This is a genomic window from Pseudomonas sp. H3_D04 (assembly GCF_054669175.1).
The window spans coordinates 4,622,926-4,640,205 of the sequence record NZ_CP162801.1 but is presented as its reverse complement, the minus strand read 5'-3'; the positions used below and the strand labels follow the sequence as shown (position 1 = coordinate 4,640,205).

The window sequence follows — 17,280 nt, the reverse complement described above, 5'->3', positions numbered from 1 at the left end:
GAACTCAGCGTGGGTAAACCGTGAGCGTCTCCTTAAGCCGTCTAGAGCGTCAGCTCGGCTACACCTTCAAGGATCAGGAGCTGATGGTCCTGGCCCTGACTCACCGCAGTTTTGCCGGGCGCAACAACGAACGCCTGGAATTCCTCGGTGATGCCATCCTCAACTTCGTCGCTGGCGAGGCGCTGTTCGATCGCTTCCCGCTGGCCCGTGAAGGCCAGTTGTCGCGTTTGCGCGCACGTCTGGTGAAAGGTGAGACGCTGGCCGTACTGGCCCGCGGTTTCGATCTGGGCGAATACCTGCGCCTGGGCTCCGGTGAGTTGAAAAGCGGCGGGTTCCGTCGCGAGTCGATTCTGGCCGATGCCCTCGAAGCGTTGATCGGTGCGATCTACCTGGACGCTGGCATGGACATGGCGCGCGAACGCGTGCTGGCCTGGCTGGCCGGTGAGTTCGAAGGCCTGACGCTGGTCGACACCAACAAAGATCCAAAAACCCGCCTGCAGGAATTCCTGCAATCGCGTGGGTGCGAGCTGCCGCGTTACGAAGTGGTGGATATCCAGGGTGAGCCGCATTGCCGGACGTTCTTCGTCGAATGTGAAATCACCTTACTGAATGAAAAAAGCCGAGGTCAGGGTGTGAGTCGTCGTATTGCCGAACAGGTAGCGGCCGCCGCAGCACTGATTGCCCTGGGTGTGGAGAATGGCAATGACTGATTCAACTGCAACTCGCTGTGGCTATGTTGCCATCGTCGGCCGTCCCAACGTGGGCAAGTCCACGCTGCTGAACCACATCCTGGGTCAGAAACTGGCGATCACCTCGCGCAAGCCGCAAACCACCCGCCATAACATGCTGGGCATCAAGACCGAAGGCGCCATCCAGGCTGTCTACGTCGACACCCCGGGCATGCACAAGGGCGGCGAAAAGGCCCTGAACCGCTACATGAACAAGACCGCCTCGGCGGCGTTGAAAGACGTCGACGTGGTGATCTTCGTGGTGGATCGCACCAAGTGGACCGACGAAGACCAGATGGTCCTCGAGCGCGTCCAGTACGTGACCGGCCCGCTGATCGTGGCGCTGAACAAGACCGATCGCATCGAAGACAAAGCCGAACTGATGCCGCACCTGAGCTGGTTGCAGGAGCAGCTGCCGAACGCGCAGATCATGCCGATCTCGGCCCAGCACGGGCACAACCTTGAAGCGCTGGAGCGGGTGATTGCCGGTTACCTGCCGGAAAACGATCACTTCTTCCCGGAAGACCAGATCACCGACCGCAGCAGCCGTTTCCTCGCCGCAGAACTGGTGCGCGAGAAAATCATGCGCCAGATGGGCGCCGAGCTGCCGTACCAGATCACCGTCGAAATCGAAGAGTTCAAGCAGCAGGGCAAAACCCTGCACATCCATGCCTTGATCCTTGTCGAGCGTGACGGCCAGAAGAAAATCATCATTGGCGACAAGGGCGAGCGCATCAAACGCATCGGCACCGAGGCGCGCAAGGATATGGAATTGCTGTTCGACTCCAAGATCATGCTTAACCTGTGGGTGAAAGTGAAAGGCGGCTGGTCCGACGACGAGCGCGCATTGCGTTCGCTGGGCTACGGCGACCTGTAACACCGGATCCAGATACACCGAAGAACCCCTGTGGGAGCGAGCCTGCTCGCGATGAGGACCTGAAATTCAACATCACTGTTGACTGACAGACCGCAATCGCGAGCAGGCTCGCTCCCACATTGGTTTCTGGTTGTTTATAAGATCGCGTTTCATCATTGAGAACTCCATGTCCCAGCCCATTGGCCAACCCGCCTACGTCCTCCACTCCCGCGCCTACCGCGAAAGCAGTGCGTTGGTGGACTTCCTCACGCCGCAAGGTCGGCTTCGGGCGGTGTTGCGCAGCGCGCGGGGCAAGGCCGGGACATTGGCGCGGCCCTTCGTGCCGCTGGAAGTGGAGTTCCGCGGGCGGGGTGAGCTGAAGAACGTTGGGCGAATGGAAGCCGCCGGTGTTTCAACCTGGCTCAACGGCGAGGCGCTGTTCAGCGGCCTCTACCTCAACGAACTGCTGATCCGCTTGCTGCCCGCCGAAGACCCGCACCCAGGCGTGTTTGATCACTACGCTGCGACGTTGCTGGCGCTGGCCGAAGGCCGACCGCTGGAGCCGTTGCTGCGATCCTTCGAGTGGCGCCTGCTCGACGATCTCGGTTACGGTTTTGCCCTGACCACCGACATCCACGGCGAGCCCATTGCTCCGGACGGTCTGTATCGTTTGCAAGTGGATGCTGGCCTGGAGCAGGTCTATCTGCTGCAACCCGGTCTGTTCAACGGCACCGAGCTGTTGGCCATGGCTGAGGCTGACTGGACCGCACCCGGTGCGCTGTCCGCCGCCAAGCGTCTGATGCGTCAGGCATTGGCTGTTCACTTGGGCGGTCGTCCGCTGGTCAGTCGCGAGCTGTTTCGCAAGCCGTAGTCTCCCCGTATGCTGTGCGCCGAATCTTTAAATTCAGGAGCGCTTCCGTGACCACCAGCAATCGCATTCTTCTTGGCGTGAACATCGACCACGTTGCCACTCTGCGTCAGGCCCGGGGCACTCGTTACCCGGATCCGGTCAAGGCAGCGCTGGACGCGGAAGAGGCGGGGGCTGACGGCATCACCGTGCACCTGCGCGAAGACCGTCGACACATCCAGGAACGCGACGTGCTGTTGCTAAAGGATGTACTGCAAACCCGCATGAATTTCGAAATGGGCGTCACCGAAGAAATGATGGTGTTCGCTGAGCGCATCCGCCCGGCGCACATTTGCCTGGTCCCGGAAACCCGTCAGGAACTGACCACCGAAGGTGGCTTGGACGTGGCAGGGCAAGAGGCGCGGATCAAGGCGGCGGTGGATCGCCTGTCGAAGATTGGCTGTGAGGTGTCGCTGTTCATCGATGCAGACGAGCGGCAGATCGAAGCGTCCCGTCGTGTGGGTGCGCCGGCTATCGAGTTGCACACCGGTCGTTATGCCGACGCCGAGACACCGACCGACGTGGCGCAAGAGCTGAAGCGTGTGGCGGATGGCGTAGCGTTTGGCCTGGCTCAGGGGCTGATCGTCAATGCCGGCCACGGCCTGCATTATCACAACGTTGAAGCGGTGGCCGCGATCAAGGGCATCAACGAACTGAACATCGGCCATGCGCTGGTGGCGCATGCGTTGTTTGTCGGGTTCAAGTCGGCGGTGTCCGAGATGAAAGCAATGATCTTGGCTGCGGCCTTGAAGGGCTGAGACCGAGGTGCTGCCTTCGCGGGCAAGCCTCGCTCCTACAGGTCCGTGTTGTGCCGCAACTTTGCATACGACACCGGCCCTGTAGGAGCGAGGCTTGCCCGCGAAGGCGTCCTCAAAAGCAACCCAGATTTAAAGCTGCGGGGTTTCCTGATTCGGCTTGGTCTTGTCGACCCCTGGCACATGCAGGTTGCCTTCAGCCACCTGATTGCCTTCAAGCTGTGGCTGCGTGACCCACGTCAGGATGTCGTAGTAACGACGGATGTTCGCCACGAAGTGCACCGGCTCGCCGCCCCGGGCGTAGCCATAACGCGTCTTGCTGTACCACTTCTTCTCTGACAGGCGCGGCAGGATCTTCTTCACGTCCAGCCACTTGTCCGGGTTCAGGCCTTCTTTCGCCGCCAGTTTGCGCGCGTCATCCAGATGGCCGCTGCCGACGTTATAGGCCGCCAGTGCAAACCAGGTGCGATCCGGCTCCTGGATCGATTCGTCCAGCTGATCCTTCATGTAGGCCAGGTATTTGGCGCCGCCCATGATGCTTTGCTTGGGGTCGAGGCGATTGGATACGCCCATGGCCTGCGCGGTGTTCTGGGTCAGCATCATCAGCCCGCGAACGCCGGTCTTGGACGTGACCGCGGCTTGCCATAACGACTCCTGATAACCGACGGCCGCCAACAGGCGCCAGTCGACTTTCTCTTTCTTGGCGTAGGCCTTGAAGTGTTGCTCGTACTTGGGCAGGCGTTGCTGCAAGTGTTGTGCGAAGGTGGTGGCGCCCACGTAACCCAGTACGTCGACGTGCCCGTAATAGCGGTCCTTCAGGCGTTGCAAGGTGCCGTTTTTCTTCACCTTGTCGAGGTAGGCATTGATCTCGTTGAGCAAGCTGTTGTCGTCGCCAGCGGCCACCGCCCAGCTCTGGTTACTGGAGTCACCGAGGTCGAAGGCTACTCGCACGTTGGGGAAGTAGACCTGGTTCATCGCGACTTCGTTTGAATCGACCAGGGTCAGGTCGATCTGATCTTCATCGACCATCCGCAGCAAGTCGACGACTTCAACGGCGTCGGACTCTTCGTATTCAATGCCGGGGTATTTCTTTTTCAGCTCCGCCAATTGCTCGGCGTGGGTGCTGCCCTTGAGCACCATGATCTTCTTGCCGACCAGATCGCCAGCATCGGTCGGCCGCGATTGGCCGTTGCGGTAGATGACCTGTGGGGTGACTTCGAGATAGGAGTGGGAAAACCGCACCTGCTGTTTGCGTTTCTCGCTGCTGACCAGACCGGCAGCAGCCAGCACCGGGCCGTTAGGTTTGCCCACCTGATTGAACAGGTCGTCGAGGTTGTCGGCGGTCTCTATCTTGAGTTCCACCCCCAGATCGTCGGCGAAGCGCTTCACCAGCTCGTATTCGAAGCCGGTTTCACCGTTGCGATCCTGAAAGTAGGTGGCGGGGCTGTTTCGGGTAACCACCCGCAGCACACCATCCTCCTTTACGCGCTCCAGCGTGTTGGGTTTATCAACACAGCCACTGAGCATCAGGAAGAGTCCGGTTGCGATCAGCCATTTGGCGAACCGCGGACGCAAAGCCGTTGGGGAAAACATCTGCGCAGTATACGCAAAGGACCACGAGCGCCATATCTCGACAGCGAAGGGCTTGTCTGCTAGACAGCGTAAAACCCGCTTGGAGCCCGCAGGAATGGGCCCGAACGGTAATTTGTGACATAAAAAATAACCCTCGGCGAACCGCTGTTTAAGATCCAAATGCCCGGCCCGACGTTCGGGTGCACCCGCGCGCACCGTTTCGGGTGATGTCGCGGGCGGTTTAGGCTAGAATGCACGGCCTCAAAGCACACCCCTTCCCGAGGCTGTCCCGAAGATGTTGATCCTGCGCGGCGCTCCTGCCCTTTCTGCCTTTCGCCACAGCAAACTCCTTGAGCAACTGAGCCAGAAGGTCCCGGCTGTCAGCGGCTTGTATGCTGAATTCGCTCACTTCGCCGAAGTCACCGGCGTCCTGACCGGCGACGAACAGCAGGTGCTCGCGCGCCTTCTGAAGTACGGCCCAAGTGTTCCGGTACAAGAGCCGACCGGTCGTCTGTTCCTGGTGTTGCCACGTTTCGGCACCATCTCGCCGTGGTCCAGCAAGGCCAGCGACATCGCTCGCAACTGCGGCCTGAGCAAGATCCAGCGTCTGGAACGCGGCATCGCGTTTTACGTGGCCGGTCAGTTCAGTGACGCCGACGCGCAACTGATTGCGGACGGTCTGCACGACCGCATGACTCAAATCGTGTTGGGCAACCTCGAACAAGCCGCCGGCCTGTTCAGCCACGCCGAGCCGAAACCGCTGACCGCGATTGACGTGCTGGGTGGCGGCCGCGCCGCGCTGGAAAAAGCCAACACCGAGCTGGGCCTGGCCCTCGCCGAAGACGAGATCGACTACCTGGTCAACGCCTTCGTCGGCTTGAAGCGCAATCCTCACGACATCGAACTGATGATGTTCGCCCAGGCGAACTCCGAGCACTGCCGTCACAAGATCTTCAACGCCAGTTGGGACATCGACGGTCAGAGCCAGGAAAAAAGCCTGTTCGGCATGATCAAGAATACCTACGTGATGCACAGCGAAGGCGTTCTGTCGGCTTATAAGGACAACGCTTCGGTGATCGTCGGTAACGTCGCCGGCCGTTTCTTCCCGGACCCTGAAACCCGCCAGTACGGTGCGGTGCAGGAACCGGTGCACATCTTGATGAAAGTCGAAACCCACAACCACCCGACCGCGATTGCCCCGTTCCCGGGCGCGTCCACCGGCAGTGGCGGCGAGATTCGCGACGAAGGTGCTACCGGTCGTGGCGCCAAGCCAAAGGCCGGCCTGACCGGTTTCACCGTCTCCAACTTGCAGATCCCGGGCTTCGAACAGCCGTGGGAAGTGCCGTATGGCAAGCCTGAGCGCATCGTTACTGCGCTGGACATCATGATCGAAGGCCCACTGGGTGGCGCCGCGTTCAACAACGAATTCGGCCGTCCAGCCCTGACCGGTTACTTCCGTACCTTCGAACAGTCGATCACCACCCCGCGTGGCGACGAAGTTCGCGGTTACCACAAGCCGATCATGCTGGCCGGCGGTATGGGTAACATCCGTGCCGAACACGTACAGAAAGGCGAGATCACCGTTGGCTCCAAGCTGATCGTCCTCGGCGGCCCGGCAATGCTCATCGGCCTGGGCGGCGGCGCCGCTTCCTCCATGGCCACCGGCACCAGCTCGGCAGACCTGGACTTCGCTTCCGTACAGCGCGAAAACCCTGAGATGGAACGTCGCTGCCAGGAAGTCATCGACCGTTGCTGGCAACTGGGCGACAAAAACCCGATCAGCTTTATCCACGACGTCGGCGCGGGTGGTCTGTCCAACGCCTTCCCGGAACTGGTCAACGATGGCGACCGTGGTGGCCGCTTCGAACTGCGCAACATTCCAAACGACGAGCCGGGCATGGCCCCGCACGAAATCTGGAGTAACGAATCCCAGGAACGCTACGTTCTGGCGGTCGGCCCGGCCGACTTCGAACGCTTCCAGGCGATCTGCGAACGTGAGCGTTGCCCGTTCGCCGTGGTTGGCGAAGCCACTGCTGAGCCGCAACTGACAGTCACCGACAGTCACTTCGGCAACAGCCCGGTGGACATGCCGCTGGAAGTGCTGCTGGGCAAAGCCCCGCGCATGCACCGTTCGGCCGTTCGTGAAAACGAACTGGGCGACGATTTCGATCCGTCGACCCTCGACATTGCCGACTGCGTCGAGCGCGTGCTGCATCACCCGGCCGTGGCGAGCAAAAGCTTCCTGATCACCATCGGCGACCGCACCATCACCGGCCTAGTGGCCCGTGACCAAATGGTTGGCCCGTGGCAGGTTCCGGTGGCTGACGTTGCCGTCACCGCCACCAGCTTCGACGTCTACACCGGTGAAGCCATGGCCATGGGCGAGCGTACTCCGCTGGCACTGCTGGACGCTCCGGCGTCGGGCCGCATGGCCATCGGCGAAACCCTGACCAACATTGCCGCTTCGCGCATCAACAAGATCTCCGACATCAAACTGTCGGCGAACTGGATGTCCGCTGCCGGTCACCCGGGTGAAGACGCGCGTCTGTACGACACCGTGAAAGCGGTCGGCATGGAGTTGTGCCCGGACCTGGGCATTACCATTCCGGTGGGCAAGGACTCCATGTCCATGGCCACGCGCTGGAACGACGAAGGCGTTGACAAGACCGTGACCTCGCCGATGTCCCTGATCGTGACCGGTTTCGCGCCAGTGGCTGACATCCGTCAGACCCTGACCCCGGAACTGCGCATGGACAAGGGCACCACCGACCTGATCCTGATCGACCTGGGCCGTGGCCAGAACCGCATGGGCGCCTCGATCCTGGCCCAGGTTCACGGCAAGCTCGGTTCGCAAGCGCCGGACGTCGATGATGCCGAAGACCTGAAAGCTTTCTTCGCCGTGATCCAAGGCCTCAATGCCGACGGTCACCTGCTGGCCTACCACGACCGTTCCGACGGTGGTCTGCTGACCAGCACCGTGGAAATGGCGTTCGCCGGTCACTGTGGCCTGAGCCTGAACCTCGACGGTCTGGCTGAAACCTCCGCCGACATCGCCGCGATCCTGTTCAACGAAGAACTGGGCGCCGTGATCCAGGTTCGCCAGGACGCCACGCCGGACATCCTCGCGCAGTTCAGCGCTGCCGGTCTGGGCGAGTGCGTGTCGGTGATCGGTCAGCCGATGAACAACGGCCAGATCAACATCACCTTCAACGGCGAAACCGTGTTCGAAGGTCAGCGTCGTTTGCTGCAACGTCAGTGGGCTGAAACCAGCTACCAGATCCAGCGTCTGCGTGATAACGCCGACTGCGCCGAGCAAGAGTTCGACGTGCTGCTGGAAGAAGACAACCCGGGCCTGAGCGTCAAGCTGAGCTACGACGTCAACCAGGACGTCGCCGCGCCTTACATCAAGAAAGGCATCCGCCCACAGGTTGCCGTGCTGCGTGAGCAGGGCGTCAACGGTCAGGTGGAAATGGCGGCCGCGTTCGACCGCGCCGGTTTCAACGCGATCGACGTGCACATGAGCGACATTCTGGCCGGCCGTGTCGACCTGAACGAGTTCAAGGGTCTGGTGGCTTGCGGCGGTTTCTCCTACGGCGACGTATTGGGTGCCGGTGAAGGCTGGGCCAAGTCCGCGCTGTTCAACAGCCGTGCTCGCGATGCGTTCCAGGGCTTCTTCGAACGCAACGACAGCTTCACCCTCGGCGTGTGCAACGGTTGCCAGATGATGTCCAACCTGCACGAGCTGATCCCGGGCAGCGAGTTCTGGCCGCACTTCGTGCGCAACCGCTCCGAGCAGTTCGAAGCGCGTGTGGCGATGGTTCAGGTCCAGGAGTCGAACTCGATCTTCCTGCAAGGCATGGCCGGTTCGCGCATGCCGATCGCCATCGCTCACGGTGAAGGTCATGCCGAGTTCGCCAGCGAAGAAGCGTTGCTGGAAGCCGATCTGTCGGGTTGCGTGGCGATGCGTTTCGTCGACAACCACGGCAAGGTCACCGAAAACTACCCGGCCAACCCGAACGGCTCGCCGCGCGGGATCACCGGTTTGACCAGCCGCGACGGTCGCGTAACGATCATGATGCCACACCCGGAACGCGTGTTCCGCGCTGTGCAGAACTCGTGGCGTTCGGAAGACTGGAACGAAGACGCTCCTTGGATGCGTATGTTCCGTAATGCGCGTGTCTGGGTGAACTAAGGGCTGTGTACAAGCTCAGTTTTTTTGTTCCGGCCAGCCATGTCGAGTTGGTCAAGAGTGCTGTATTCGCTGCCGGTGGTGGGCGGATCGGGGCTTATGATCATTGCGCGTGGCAGGTGCTTGGATTAGGCCAGTTTCGGCCTTTGGACGGCAGTCAGCCGTTTATCGGGGAAGCGGGGCAGGTCGAGCAGGTTGAGGAATGGAAGGTTGAGCTGGTGGTGGCGGATGAGTTGATCGTGGCCGTGGTGGCTGCGCTGAAACTCAGCCACCCCTATGAGACACCGGCTTATGAAGTGTGGCGGTTGGAGGATTTTTGATCTTCCTTTTGCTGTAAAAAACCCGTTGGTTTTCCAACGGGTTTTTTTTCATTCGCTAGATGCCGGCGCTTAAATTGCTCCTGCTGGCGAATCGAGTCTTTGAGCTCTCGAGCAATAGTAGCGGCGCAAAATGAAAAGGCCGGGCGACACCTTTGGCAGTCCGCTGGTTTTTGGTGTCCAGTGGGAGCTTTATACCTCCGGTCAGATAATCGTACATACCTGTTAGTTCTGACAGTTGTCGAAAATGGCGCACCACGATTTGATGGGCTTCCATAAATCAATTCTTAAAGGACTATTGCCATGGCTGTCGAAAATTCAATTTTAATACGTGATTCCAAAGGGAAAGAGATTGTTGAAGGAGCCCAAATCAAAGAGGGGGACGTTAAGTTTAGTGGTCAAACAAAGCCCTTTAGTCAAGTAAGCGTGTTCGATAATGGCCAACGAAGGTTTTCTTCAGAAGCCGGGCCGGATAATAGTTTTGGCACAGCCTTAATTCCTTTTAAAGCAGGAGCTCATACAGTCACTACCAAATTCGACCACTTAAATGAGGAGCAGAAGCTCTCTTTCACCGTGGTCTCTGATTGAAAAGGCTAGAAGCTGTCTGCTGCCTGAACAAAACACCGCAGACCTGACAGGTCAGCGGTGTTTTATTTTCCACTTTTTTAAACTATGACCAGGCAGCTCGGGATCGGTAGCGATGACGAGTGAACCTGTGGCATTAAACCTTGGCACTCACCTCACTACGATTAACCAACACCTCCAGCGCTCCACTTAAACTCGGCGCCTTGTCGCCAATCAGCAGGTGCCAGATGCCGCCTTCCAGCTGACTGACTCCCTGACAACCCAGCGCCTTCAAATCACTCTCTGACAACGCTTTGCCATCCGCCAGGTGCAGTCGAATCCGGGTCATGGCCACGCAATCCATCTGCAGCACGTTGTCCCCACCGCCCAAGGCATCCAGCCATTGCTGCGCTTCTGCATTTGCCACCGCCGCAGGTTTCGGTGCATCGATCACCGCGGGAGGAGAGGACACCAGCGCACGACCCAGCGCCGGCATCGCCAGACGAATTTCATCGGCAATGCTGTCCGCCATCGGCCCAACCACCACTTGCAGGCTACCGCCCTTGCCAGGACGCACGACCGCCATCGCCCCCAGTGCTTTCAACTCGGCATCGTTGGCCTTGTTGCGATCCACCATGTCCAGCCGCAACCGCGTCGTACACGCGCCCACGGTAATCAGATTCTGCGCCCCACCCAGTGCCTTGATGTATGCCCCGGCTCGTTCATTCTCGGTGACCACAATCTTGTCACCCGTCGGCACCTCTTCACGCCCTGGCGTCTTGAGGTTGAAGCGGCGAATGCAGAAATCAAACACCCCGTAATACACCACCGCATACGCCAAGCCTACCGGCACCACTAACCAGCCGTTGGTGGATTTCCCCCATCCGAGCACCATGTCGATGAAGCCGCCCGAGAAGGTGAAACCCAGGTGGATGTTCAGCGCATTGGTGATCGCCATCGACAACCCCGTCAGCAGCGCATGGAGCAAAAACAGAAACGGTGCGAGGAACATGAACGCAAATTCGATGGGTTCGGTGACGCCGGTCAGGAAGGAAGTCAGCGCCATCGACAGGAAGATCCCGCCCATGACTTTGCGGCGTTCCGGCAGGGCGTTGCGGTACATCGCCAGGCAGGCGGCGGGCAGGCCGAAGATCATCACCGGGAACATGCCGGTCATGAATTGGCCGCCCTTCGGATCACCGGCGAAGTAGCGCGACAGGTCGCCTGTGACCATGGCGCCCGTGGTCGGGTCGGTGAAGTTGCCGAAGACGAACCACGCCATGTTGTTGAGGATGTGGTGCAGGCCAGTGACGATCAGCAACCGGTTGAACACGCCGAAGACGAAGGCACCGATGCTGCCGCTCTCCATCATCAGTGCGCCGAAACCGTTGATGCCGTGCTGGATCGGCGGCCAGATCAAACCGAAAATCACGCCCAGACCGACGGCGGCGAAGCCGGTGACAATCGGCACGAAGCGCCGTCCGCCGAAGAACGCCAGGTACTCCGGCAGCTTGATGTCCTTGAAGCGGTTGTACAGCGCGCCGGCCATCAAGCCGCTGACGATCCCGGCGAGCATGCCCATGTTGATGCTCGCATCGAGGACCTTGAGCGTGGAGATCATCACCAGGTAACCAATCACCCCGGCGAGACCTGCGGTGCCGTTGTTGTCCTTGGCGAAACCGACCGCGATGCCGATGGCGAAGATCATCGCCAGGTTGGCGAAGATCACCTGGCCGGCGTCATGGATGATGGCGATGTTCAGCAGGTCGGTGTCGCCCAGACGCAGCAACAGGCCGGCAATCGGCAGGATCGCGATCGGCAGCATCAACGCGCGGCCGAGACGTTGCAGGCCCTCGATGAAATATTGGTACATGGCGGTTCTCCCTGTGCTCTTTTTGTTTGAGAGGTGTTGTAGTTGTTCAGCTCAGAGGCCATTGCTGGTGACAGGCGTGACGCACCGCCCCGGCGCTGCTCAGCTTGAGCAGGTCGTGGCTGACGCTTCGGCATTGCGCGGCGTCGAGGTGGCGCACGCGATCCTTGATTTCACCGATCTGCACCGGGCTGACCGACAGCTCGCTGACGCCCAGGCCGATCAGGACCGGCGTGGCCAGCGGATCGGACGCGAGTGCGCCGCAGACGCCGACCCAACGGTTATGCACCGCCGCGCCGGCGCAGGTCTGGGCGATCAGCCGCAGCAGGGCCGGGTGCATGGCGTCGACGCGCGAGGCGAGGCCGGCGTGGTCGCGGTCCATCGCCAGGGTGTACTGCGACAAATCGTTGGTGCCGATGGACAGGAAGTCCGCATGCTCTGCAAGCTGCTCGGCCAGCAGCGCAGCGGCCGGGACTTCGATCATCACCCCCAGCTCCGGGCGTTCATTTACCCCGAGTTCCAGGCACAACGCATCGAGGCGCTGGCGGATGTGCAGCAACTCATCGACCTCGGTCACCATCGGCAACAGGATCCGGCAGCGCAACAGCGGGCTGACGTGCAACAGTGCGCGCAGTTGCTGATCGAGCAATTCCGGCCGCACCTGAGCCAGACGAATGCCGCGCAAGCCGAGCACCGGATTGGCTTCGACCGGCAATGGCAGGTAGTCGAGTTGCTTGTCGCCGCCAACGTCGATGGTGCGGATGATCACCGACTTGTCACCCATGGCGTCGAGCACGGCTTGATAGGCGAGGCGTTGCTCCTGTTCGTCCGGCGCGGTGTTGCGGTCGACAAACAGAAACTCGGTGCGCAGCAGACCGACGCCATCGGCGCCGTTGGCCAGCGCATCGGCCGCTTCTGCGCTGGACGCGACATTGGCGGCGATTTCGATGTGCACGCCATCGCGTGTCAGTGCCGGGGTGTGCGCCTGAGATTGTTGAAGCGCACGGCGTTGCTGATGATCGCGTTGCGCCTGATGCACGTCGGCCAGGCGTTCGGCCGTCGGCGCCCATTCGAGCCGACCACCGTCGGCATCCAGCACCACCGCCTGGCCTTGCGCCTGATCCAGCAGCGCCGAACCCAGCGCCACCAGGCACGGCAAACCTTTACCCCGCGCCAGAATCGCGACGTGGGACGTCGCGCCACCCTCGGCCATGCACAACCCGGCGACCCCTTGCTCGCTCAGTTGCAGCAAGTCCGACGGCGTCAGCTCATGGGCGGCGACGATGGCGCCGACCGGCACGTCGTAGTGCCAGGCTTCGCCGAGCAAGGCGCGCAGCACCCGTTGCTTGAGATCGCGCAGATCGTTGGCGCGTTCGGCCAGCAACGCGCTGCCGAGTTGTTGAAGGACGTCGCACTGCACGTCGATCGATTGGCTCCAGGCGTGCGTCGCGGCCATGCCTTGAGCGATGCAGGCGTTGGCCGCGTCCAGCAGCGCCGGGTCTTCGAGCAAGGCGAGGTGCGCGGTGAAAATCGCTTCTTCGTCAGTGTTTTTGTGTTTCCTGGCCTGGGCCAGGGTGTGCTCGATTTCGCCGCGCACGACGGTCAATGCGGTATCGAGGGCGTGCAGCTGTGACTCGGGAGCGTGGTGGCCGGCATCCACCGGCAGGCTGATGGTATTCAAGCGAAACAAGGGGCCAGCGACCAGGCCGGGCGCGGCGCAAACGCCGTGCAGCACACCCGCTTCGGCAGTCCGAGTGCGTCGGGTGATCGGCGCAGGCGCAGCGGCATGGCTGTCTTCGGCCAACGCCGTGGACAAGGCGATCAGCAACGCTTGCAATGCCGCCTCGGCGTCCGGGCCCTGGCAGCTGACCTGAACCTCATCCTGCTCGCCGACGGCCAGGCTCATGAGCCCGATCAAGCTGTCACAGGTCGCCGATTTGCCAGCGAAATGCAGCTGCGATTTGCTCTTGAACCCTTGTGCGGTCTGACGAATCAGCGCAGCAGGGCGAGCATGCAGACCGCCACGATGAGCGATGCGCACGTGGCCGAAATGCGCTTCAGCCGAAAGGTCCGCCTCTGCCTGGGCGCCCGGCGCCGCCCGGCGAATGATGTGCAGCAGCGGGTCGCCGACTTTGACCGATTTCAGCGTGATGGGCCGCGCCTGAAACTCCTGGCTGTTGGTCAGGATCATCAGGCTGACCAGGCTTTTGCACTGCTGCGCGACCTTGTCCAGGTCATAGCGCAGCAACGGTTGGCCATTGCTGACGCGGGCGCCTTCCTTGACCAGCATAGAGAAGCCTTCGCCCTGCAACTCGACGGTGTCGAGGCCTAGGTGCAGGAGCAATTCGGCACCGTTGTCGGCACGCAAGGTGACGGCGTGACCGCTACGGGCTACGTGCACCACGACGCCGGCGCAGGGGGCGTGAAGGGTGTCGTTCAGTGGATCGATCGCGATACCGTCGCCCATCGCGCCGCTGGCGAACACCGGGTCCGGGACTTTGGCGAGCGTGAGCACCGGACCGCTGAGCGGGGCGCTGAGGGTCAGCTCTTTATTGTTGTTATGCATGGCTCGGTCTCATCAGGATATCGTTCGGGGCGGACTTAGTGCGTGCGCGTCACTTTGCTCAAATGCCGCGGCTGGTCCGGGTCCATGCCACGGGCCACGGCCAAACCGGCGGCCATGACGTAGAAACTCTGGATCGCCAGAATCGGGTCCAGGGCCGGGTGTTCGGCGCGGGTCAGCGTGAGGTCACGTTCGGCAATGTCATCTGGTGCCGCCAGCAGAACGCGAGCGCCGCGCTGGCGCATGTCGGCAGCAAGGCTCAGCAAACCGGCCTGCTCGGCACCCCGTGGAGCGAAGATCAGCAAGGGATAGTTCTCGTCGATCAATGCCATCGGGCCGTGACGCACTTCGGCGCTGCTGAAGGCTTCGGCCTGGATCGCCGAGGTTTCCTTGAACTTGAGGGCTGCTTCCTGAGCGATGGCAAAACCGGCACCGCGGCCGATTACCATCAAGCGTTGGCAATCGCGCAGGGCGTCGATGGCCAGGCTCCAATCCTGTTGCGCCGCCTCGCGCAGACCTTCCGGCAAGGCGTTGCCGGCTTCGAGCAATTCCACGTCTTCTTTCCAGTGGGCGATCAGACGGGCGCTGGCGCTGAGGGTGGCGATGAAACTCTTGGTGGCGGCAACGCTGCTTTCTGTTCCCGCGCACAGCGGCAGGCTGAATTCGCACGCGGCTTCCAGCGGCGAGCTTTCGGCGTTGACCAGGGCAATGCTCAGGGCCCCGCGTTTGCGTAACAGGCGCAGGCTGTTCACCAGATCCGGACTTTGCCCCGACTGCGAGAACGCGAACGCCACTTGGCCGCTGACCTTCAATGGTGCTTGCAGCATGGTCACCACCGACATCGGCAGCGACGCCACCGGGTAGCCCAGTTGCTGCATGGTCAGGTAGGCGAAGTAACTGGCGGCATGGTCTGAACTGCCGCGAGCGACGGTCATCACGACTTGCGGCGGCTGACGGCGCAGGCGCCCGGCGATCTCGATCATCTGCGGGTCGAGTTGCTGCAGTTGGGCTTGCACGGCCTCGAACGAGGACAGCGCCTCTTCAAGCATTTTTGAAGTCAATGTCTTCTCCTTCGACCATGACGGCGGTGAGTGTGAGTGAGCGATCCAGCCGCACGCAGTCGGCCCAGCTGCCGGGTTGCAGGCGGCCGCGTTCTTCGAGGCCGAGGTAATCGGCGGGGAATTGCGAAAGACGTTGCGACGCCTCGGCGATCGGCAGACCGATTTTCACCAGGTTGCGCAGGGCCTGATCCATGGTCAGTGTGCTGCCGGCCAGGGTGCCGTCGGGCAAGCGCACGCCGCCCAGGCATTTGGTGACCGTGTGGCTGCCGAGCTTGTATTCGCCGTCCGGCATGCCGGCGGCGGCGGTGGAATCGGTGACGCAATACAGGCACGGGATCGCGCGCAGGGCCACGCGCATGGCGCCGGGGTGCACGTGCAGCAAATCCGGGATCAGCTCCGCGTATTTGGCGTGGGCCAGCGCCGCGCCGACGATGCCCGGTTCGCGGTGATGCAAAGGGCTCATGGCGTTGTAGAGGTGAGTGAAACTGCTGGCGCCGGCCGCCAGCGCGGCGACGCCTTCCTCATAACTGCCGAGGGTGTGGCCGATCTGCATGCGGATACCGCGCGCACTGAGGGTGCGGATCAAGGCATCGTGGCCGGCGATTTCCGGGGCGATGGTGATCACGCGGATCGGTGCCAGCGTGAGGTAGTCCTCGACTTCGGCCATCAGCGCGGTGTGGGCAAAGTTCGGCTGGGCGCCGAGTTTGCCAGGGTTGATGTACGGGCCTTCCAGGTGCACGCCGAGCACCCGGGCACAGCCTTTCGGCCGCTGCTCGCAGAACTCGCCGACGGCTTTGAGCACGCTGGAAATCTCCTCCGGCGGCGCTGTCATAGTGGTCGCCAGCAGCGACGTGGTGCCGAAACGCACGTGGGTCTTGCTGATGGTTTCGAAGGCGGTTGCGCCTTCCATGATGTCCTTGCCGCCGCCGCCATGGACGTGCAGGTCGATGAAGCCGGGCAGCAGATAGGGCAAGTCGTTGTCAGCCGGATCGCACGGCACGCCTTCGATGGACACGACCTTGCCGTGTTCGTGAATCAGCCGGCCGCGAACCCAGCCGTGGGCGGTGAGGATGTTGTCTTCGGACATGATCGGTTCTCGGTTTTAGCGGCGAAGCGGGTTAGCGACGAAGCTCTGCAACAAAGTCGTAGTAGTCGTTGCGGCAGTAGGTGTCGGTGACTTCGATTGGCGTGTTGTCTTCCAGGTAGCCGACCCGGGTCATCAGCAGCATGGCGGTGCCGGGGGCGATGCCGACGAGGGCGGCGAATTCGTCCGAGGCGTTGATCGCCTGGATGTGCTGCAAGGCGCGGACGATCGGTTTGCCGATGCCGTCGAGGTATTCGTAGAGCGAATCGCCCACCGCTTGCGGCTTGGGAATGATCGAGGCGGGCAGGGTGCTCATCTCGATCGCCATCACCGTGTCGTCGGCTTTGCGCAGACGTTTGAGCCGCGCGACCTTGTCGTTGGGCGAGAGGCCGAGGCGGATCAGTTCTTCGTGGGTCGGCGGGGTGATCTCGCGTTCCAGCCATTGCGAGCCGGGAACGAAGCCCTTGAGGCGCAGCATCTCGCTGAAACCCGAGAGGCGCGACAGCGGTTGTTCCAGGCGCGGCGTGATGAACGTGCCGGAGCCTTGGTTGCGGCGGATCAGACCCTGTTCGAACAAGACTTCCAGTGCCTTGCGGGCAGTGACGCGGGAGATGCCCAGCAGCTCGCTGAGGTTGCGCTCCGAAGGCATGGCCTGCTCGGCTTTCCACTGCCCGGCATGGATCGCCGCTTCCAGATTGCGCGCCAGTTGCAGGTAGAGGGGCGTGGGCTGGGTGTCGTCAGGGCGTAGGGCCTGGAGGTCATTCATGTCAGGGATGTCCGATGCGGATGTTGGAGTGTTGTGTTCCGCGAATGG

13 protein-coding genes are annotated in these 17,280 nt (G+C 61.6%); 7 read left to right on the top strand and 6 right to left on the bottom strand.

Annotation, left to right across the window (positions count from 1 at the left end; translation table 11 throughout):
* The first annotated feature begins 20 nt into the window (after positions 1-20).
* The 4 genes from rnc (at position 21) to pdxJ (ending at position 3,249) form a co-directional block, all read left to right on the top strand.
* Positions 21-710 (top strand): ribonuclease III, encoded by a 690-nt coding sequence (gene rnc, locus AB4N91_RS21525; RefSeq protein WP_010463056.1) that lies wholly within the window; start codon positions 21-23, stop codon positions 708-710.
* The gene (gene era, locus AB4N91_RS21520; protein ID WP_010463054.1) at positions 703-1,605 is read left to right on the top strand and encodes a GTPase Era; all 903 of its coding nucleotides are present in this window, start codon (positions 703-705) and stop codon (positions 1,603-1,605) included. The genes rnc and era overlap by 8 nt, the downstream gene beginning before the upstream one ends.
* A 166-nt stretch (positions 1,606-1,771) precedes the next feature.
* The gene (gene recO, locus AB4N91_RS21515) at positions 1,772-2,455 is read left to right on the top strand and encodes a DNA repair protein RecO (protein ID WP_010463052.1); all 684 of its coding nucleotides are present in this window, start codon (positions 1,772-1,774) and stop codon (positions 2,453-2,455) included.
* A 47-nt stretch (positions 2,456-2,502) separates the two neighbouring features.
* A complete protein-coding gene (gene pdxJ, locus AB4N91_RS21510) occupies positions 2,503-3,249 on the top strand; it encodes a pyridoxine 5'-phosphate synthase (protein ID WP_010463049.1) in 747 nt (248 codons plus the stop codon).
* A 129-nt stretch (positions 3,250-3,378) separates the two neighbouring features.
* Here pdxJ and mltF read toward each other — a convergent pair whose 3' ends face one another.
* Positions 3,379-4,839, bottom strand: coding sequence for a membrane-bound lytic murein transglycosylase MltF (gene mltF, locus AB4N91_RS21505; RefSeq protein WP_010463047.1), 1,461 nt, complete (start codon positions 4,837-4,839; stop codon positions 3,379-3,381).
* Between the two features lie 274 nt (positions 4,840-5,113).
* On the opposite strand from mltF, the gene purL reads away from it, so the two are divergent.
* The 3 genes from purL (at position 5,114) to AB4N91_RS21490 (ending at position 9,912) form a co-directional block, all read left to right on the top strand.
* On the top strand, positions 5,114-9,010 hold the full coding sequence (gene purL, locus AB4N91_RS21500) for a phosphoribosylformylglycinamidine synthase (RefSeq protein ID WP_077748283.1): 3,897 nt from the start codon (positions 5,114-5,116) through the stop codon (positions 9,008-9,010).
* 5 nt (positions 9,011-9,015) lie between these two features.
* A complete protein-coding gene (locus AB4N91_RS21495) occupies positions 9,016-9,327 on the top strand; it encodes a YqfO family protein (RefSeq protein ID WP_102595436.1) in 312 nt (103 codons plus the stop codon).
* 300 nt (positions 9,328-9,627) lie between these two features.
* Positions 9,628-9,912 carry a hypothetical protein gene (locus tag AB4N91_RS21490; RefSeq protein ID WP_200667772.1) on the top strand — a complete coding sequence of 95 codons (285 nt, stop codon included), beginning with the start codon at positions 9,628-9,630 and terminating at the stop codon, positions 9,910-9,912.
* A gap of 133 nt (positions 9,913-10,045) precedes the next feature.
* On the opposite strand, the gene nagE is transcribed toward AB4N91_RS21490, so the two are convergent.
* The 5 genes from nagE to AB4N91_RS21465 are packed head-to-tail and all read right to left on the bottom strand — an operon-like array spanning position 10,046 to position 17,232.
* Positions 10,046-11,761: an N-acetylglucosamine-specific PTS transporter subunit IIBC gene (nagE, locus tag AB4N91_RS21485; RefSeq protein WP_460111764.1), complete on the bottom strand. Its 1,716-nt coding sequence runs from the start codon at positions 11,759-11,761 to the stop codon at positions 10,046-10,048.
* Between the two features lie 46 nt (positions 11,762-11,807).
* Complete coding sequence (gene ptsP, locus AB4N91_RS21480; protein WP_460111763.1) at positions 11,808-14,324, bottom strand: phosphoenolpyruvate--protein phosphotransferase; 2,517 nt, start codon at positions 14,322-14,324, stop codon at positions 11,808-11,810.
* Between the two features lie 35 nt (positions 14,325-14,359).
* Positions 14,360-15,370, bottom strand: coding sequence for an SIS domain-containing protein (locus tag AB4N91_RS21475; protein ID WP_010463037.1), 1,011 nt, complete (start codon positions 15,368-15,370; stop codon positions 14,360-14,362).
* On the bottom strand, positions 15,363-16,469 hold the full coding sequence (nagA, locus tag AB4N91_RS21470) for an N-acetylglucosamine-6-phosphate deacetylase (protein ID WP_460111762.1): 1,107 nt from the start codon (positions 16,467-16,469) through the stop codon (positions 15,363-15,365). The genes AB4N91_RS21475 and nagA overlap by 8 nt, the downstream gene beginning before the upstream one ends.
* Positions 16,470-16,500: 31 nt before the next feature.
* Positions 16,501-17,232, bottom strand: coding sequence for a GntR family transcriptional regulator (locus AB4N91_RS21465; protein WP_010463034.1), 732 nt, complete (start codon positions 17,230-17,232; stop codon positions 16,501-16,503).
* Positions 17,233-17,280: the final 48 nt, after the last annotated feature.